This is a genomic window from Massilia sp. CT11-108 (genome assembly GCF_047302915.1).
Classification (GTDB): Bacteria; Pseudomonadota; Gammaproteobacteria; order Burkholderiales; family Burkholderiaceae_D; genus Telluria; species Telluria orientalis.
In genome coordinates this window covers 1-4887 of record NZ_JBKYMO010000419.1, presented here as the reverse complement: position 1 = coordinate 4887, position 4887 = coordinate 1, and the positions used below count along the sequence as shown (strand labels likewise).

The following is a 4887-nucleotide window of genomic DNA, read 5'->3' as shown; positions in this document are numbered from 1 at the left end:
AATCGCCCGCGGCGCAGCCGTCGTTGAAGCCGCCGGCCTTGTAGCCGGTCGCGATCGAGCCGTAGACGAGCGTGGCCGGGGCCAGGTCGTAGTCGAGGCCGAGGCGCCACGTCGTCTTGTCGGTGGAGATGCTGCCGGCGTTCAGTTCGCGCAGGTCGGTGGCCGCGTTGAAGGCCGCGGTGCGCTGGTAGCCGATCGTGCCGGTGCGCGACTTGTCGTCTTCCGTGTAGCGGGCGCCGGCCGTGGCGCGCAGGCCGTCGGCCAGGCGGACCGTCGCCTGCCCGAACACGGCCTTGCTGCGCGCTTCGACCGGGTCGTTGCCGAACACATAGTAGGGCGGCAGGCCGACCGCTTGCAGGTCGCGGAAATAATAGGTGTCGCGCGCCCGTTCGCGGAACCAGTACACGCCGCCCTGGGCGGTCACGGGGCCGGCGCCGTTCGTCGCGAGGCGCAGCTCGTGCGAATCCTGGCTGTACGTGCCGGTGAACGGCTGGCGCACGCCCAGCGCGATCGTCGGCGCCACGCGGTAATAGAAGTTGTACAGGTAATCGTGGTCGAAGCTGCGGTGCGCGCCCAGCCACGACAGGGTCGCGGGGCCGAGGTCCCAGCTCAGGTCCGCCGTCAGGCTGGACGCCTTCTTGCGCGAATAGCCCTGTTCGAAGCGTGTGTTCGGCGGGTTGAAGCGGTAGGTCAGCTGGCGGTCGGTCGAATCGCCGTTCCACACCGGCTGGCCAGTGGCGATGCCGTTATAAAAATTCGAGTCGGGCACCGTGCTGTCGTTGTTGCTGTCGTCGCGGCTCGCCTCGTAGCGGACGAGCAGCGTGGCGTTCTTTGCGAGCGCGAGCCTGGCCGACAGGCGCGCGGCGCGGTCGTCGCGGTCCAGGCCCAGGCCGCGCGGCGTGTTCGAACCGTTCTTCAGGTAAGCGTCGTGCTCGTTCCAGGTGGCGGCGGCGCGCAGCGCGAGCACGTCGTTCACGGGCACGTTGACCATGGCGCCGACCTTGCGCTCGCCCCGGTTGCCGAAGGCGGCGTTGACGTCGCCCTCGAAGCGGCCGACGGGCGCCTTCGTGATCACGTTGACGACGCCGGCCGTCGTGTTGCGGCCGTACAGCGTGCCCTGCGGACCGCGCAGCACTTCGACGCGCTCGACGTCGTACAGCGCCGTGTTCTGGCTCTGCGGCCGCGCGACGTAGACGCCGTCGGCCATGAAGGCGGCCGACGGGTCGCCCTTTTCCGTGACGTCGGCGTTCGAGACGCCGCGGATCGTGATGCGCAGGCCGTCGTACGAATTTTCCAGGTACGTATTCGGCAGGCGCGCGGCGAGGGCGCCGGGCGTGTCGGCGCCGATGGCGTCGAGCTGGCGCGCCGTGAGCACGCTCATCGCCACCGGCGTCTTCGATGCCGGCGCGGCCGTGCGCTGCGCCGTGACGATCACCTCCTGGATGCCGTCGCCCTGTGTCTCCACCTGCGCGCACGCCGGCGCGCTCCATGCGATCGCCGCGATCGACATGGCGAGCAGGTTGGGGGTCAACCGACCCTGCTGATTCTTCATGAACTATCCCAGTTTTTTTATAGTCGTTGCTTGGTGCGCCGTGTCGTTTGCACTGGCGTCGCCTGCCTGCGTGATTTTCGTGAGAGTTTATTGCAGGCGGGTGAAACGGAGGAGTCTATCAGGTAGTGCGAACGGGCAATAGTGCCCAGTAACCACAAAGTGGTGCAATAAGGTTCACAAGTCGTTGTTTCCGGGGCACGCGCACGACTGATCCGGCGCAAACGCGCGCAGCCTCGCCTCCTTATGCTTGTTGCATGACGACGACATCTGTCCAACCCCGCGTGAGCGTGCTGGTGCCGACCTTCGACCAGGCGCACTTCATCGCCCGCGCGCTCGCGAGCCTGCAGGCCCAGACGCTCGACGCGTGGGAGGCCGTCGTGGTGGACGATGGCTCGCGCGACGCCACGGCGGCCGTCGTCGCGCCGTTCCTGGACGATGCGCGCATCCGCTACCTCGCGCTGGACGCGAACGAGGGGCTGGGCCGGGCGTTGAACGTGGCGCTGGACGCGACGACAGCACCGCTCGTCGCCTACCTGCCCGCCGACGACGTGTTCTATCCGCGCCACCTGGAGACGCTGGCGGCGGCGCTCGGGGCGGCGCCGGAGGCGGTGCTGGCGGTGTCCGGCGTGCGCTGGCGCTACAACCGCGAGGCGGAAGGACCCGTTCCCGGCGAGGGCCTGCAGCTCGTCCAGGCGATGCACTGGCGCACGGGCCTGCGCTGGACCGAGCGCGCGGCGCTCGAGTCCGACGACCTCGACCGCCTGTACTGGTCGCGCCTGCAGGCGCTGGGCGCCAGCGTGGGGACGGGCGTCGTGACCTGCGAATGGGTCGACCACCCGCGCCAGCGCCACAAGCTGATGCGCGAACCGGCAGGCGGGATCAACCCGTTCCGCCGCCACTACCGCGTGCGCGCGCCGCTGCGCTTCCACACGCGCAGCGGCAATGCTATCGACGAGGTCGCGCTGTACCGCCGCCTGCGCGAGCGTCCGCCCACACCGCGCGCAGCGGACGGCCTCACGATCCTGCTCGTGGGCGAACTGGCGTACAACGCGGAACGGGTACTGGCGCTGGAAGAGCAGGGGCACACGCTGTACGGCCTGTGGACGGACACGCCATACTGGTTCAACACGGTGGGGCCACTGCCGTTCGGCCACGTCGAGGACCTGCCCCGCGACGACTGGCGCGCGGCGCTGCGAAGGCTGCGTCCCGACGTGATCTACGCGCAGCTGAACTGGCAGGCCGTGCCGTTCTGCCACGACGTCCTGCTCGCAAGCAGCGGCATCCCGTTCGTCTGGCATTTCAAGGAAGGGCCGTTCATCTGCCTGGAACAGGGCACATGGCCGCAGCTGCTCGACCTGTACCGCATGGCGGACGGCCGCATCTTCAGCAGTCCCGAGGCGCGCGACTGGTTCGAGCTGGCGGCGCCGGGCCTGGTGCGCACGCGTCCGTGCCACGTGCTCGATGGCGACCTGCCCAGGCGCGACTGGTTCGACGGCCCCGTGGCACCGCCGCTGTCCGCCGCCGACGGCGACGTGCACACTGTAGTGCCGGGCCGCCCGATCGGGCTGCATCCGCCCACCGTGGCAGCGCTGGCGGCGGCCGGCATCCACCTGCATTTCTACGGCGACTACACGCACGGCCAATGGCGCGAGTGGATCGCAAAGACGCAGGCGCTGGCGCCGCACCACCTGCACCTGCACGGCAATGTGGCGCAGGACCGCTGGGTCGAGGAATTCTCGCGCTACGACGCCGGTTGGCTCCATTGCTTCGCGAGCCGCAACGGCGGCGACCTGTGCCGCGCGGACTGGGACGACCTGAACCTGCCGGCCCGCATCGCCACATTGGCGGCGGCCGGCCTGCCGCTGATCCAGCGCGACAATGGCGATGCCGTCGTGGCCGCGCAAGCGCTGGCGCGCCGGCTCGGCGTCGGCGTCTTTTATGACGACATCGACTCACTGGCGGCGCAACTGCGCAACCGTCTGCACATGGACGCACTGCGCGCGCACATGTGGGCGCAGCGCGAGCAGTTCTGGTTCGATACGCACGTGCCGGCGCTCGTCGCGTTTTTCCGGCAAGTCATCGCCAATGCGGGCCGCGGGCCGCGGGTGGCGGGCTAGGCGGCGCTCATGGCGATGCGTGATCCAGGCGTTCGAGGTAGCCGGCGGCTTCGTTCACACCTTCCTCGGCCGCCTTGTGGAGCCATGTCCGCGCTTCGGCGATATTTTTCTGGATGCCGTATCCCTCCGCCAGGGCCACGCCATAGTGATAGCGGGCCAGGCTCGGATAGCTCGATCCGTCGTCCAGCTGGGCCGCCCGGCGCATCAGCGCCGTCGATTGTGCGGCGTCCTGCCGGATGCCGATGCCGGTTTCGTACATCTGCGCAAGGCCGATCATGGAAAACACGTCGTTCCAGCGCCGGATGCAGTCTTCGAAGATCTGGATGGCGGCCGCGTGGTCGCCTGTCTTGTTCGCCGCATAGCCGTACAGGCATTTGATGCGCTTGTCGCTTGTCACGTAGGACCGATAGCTCAGTTCGCTTTCGGCGGACTTGATGTCGGTTGCGCCATCGCCTGGCGGCCGGGCATGCGCCGCCGTGCCGTAAAGGGTGGCGCAGCATACGGTCGAGATAAGTAACGTTCGCATCGGATCTCCCTGGTTGTGAAGGTGGTTGATCCTCGAGCAATATCCGGGCCACATGTTGGCCGCCAGCGAGCGCGACGATGTGTCACGTTATGGCACATTCTTGTGCCCCCGCTGTGTTCAAGGCTGCCGCAACAGGTCCGCGCGCGGATAGCCCCAGTCCGGCATGGGACGGGGGCAGGGCGTATCTGCGAGGTGGGCATAGGCCAGCGTCGAGAAATTGGCGCTGCCCAGCGGGCTCCAGCGCGCATCCGTCGCCGTCGTGCCGTCGATGGCCGGCGCGCGGGCGAACCGCATCCAGGCGTTGAAGTGGCAATTGTTCTGTTGCAGGTCGTGAAGTCGCGCAAGGCTGTCACGAGCGTCCCCTTGCCAGGCCAGTTGCGCATCGGCGCCGGCGGCACGGCCCGCGATCCCGGCCGGGCAGGACGCGACCGGCGTGATGCCCGGTGCGACGCTGAGCTGGCCGCGGCGCAGGTGATAGCTGCCGTGCGCGGCATCGGTGGCCACCGTCACGAACGACCAGCACAGCGGATTGGCGGGATAGGCGGACAGGGCCGTATCGAGCAGGCGCTCGCCCGGATCGAGGCGGGCGATGGCGGCAGCGACCGTGTCCCGGGCCGTGTGCATGGCCGCCGCCTGGACGAGGACGAAGGCGAGCGCCGCGGCCAGCCCGGCAGCCAGTGCGGTGCGGCCAC

3 protein-coding genes and 1 pseudogene are annotated in these 4887 nt (G+C 68.9%); 1 reads left to right on the top strand and 3 read right to left on the bottom strand.

Annotation, left to right across the window (positions count from 1 at the left end):
• The coding region (locus tag ACEN88_RS24350) for a TonB-dependent receptor (RefSeq protein WP_413343817.1) at positions 1-1552 on the bottom strand (1552 nt) is incomplete at its 3' end.
• 254 nt (positions 1553-1806) lie between these two features.
• Here ACEN88_RS24350 and ACEN88_RS24345 point away from each other — a divergent pair.
• The gene (locus ACEN88_RS24345; RefSeq protein WP_413343815.1) at positions 1807-3669 is read left to right on the top strand and encodes a glycosyltransferase; all 1863 of its coding nucleotides are present in this window, start codon (positions 1807-1809) and stop codon (positions 3667-3669) included.
• Positions 3670-3676: 7 nt separating this feature from the next.
• Here ACEN88_RS24345 and ACEN88_RS24340 read toward each other — a convergent pair whose 3' ends face one another.
• On the bottom strand, positions 3677-4195 hold the full coding sequence (locus tag ACEN88_RS24340) for a tetratricopeptide repeat protein (protein WP_413343813.1): 519 nt from the start codon (positions 4193-4195) through the stop codon (positions 3677-3679).
• A 117-nt stretch (positions 4196-4312) separates the two neighbouring features.
• Positions 4313-4887: pseudogene (locus tag ACEN88_RS24335) on the bottom strand (metal-dependent hydrolase); the annotation flags it as partial.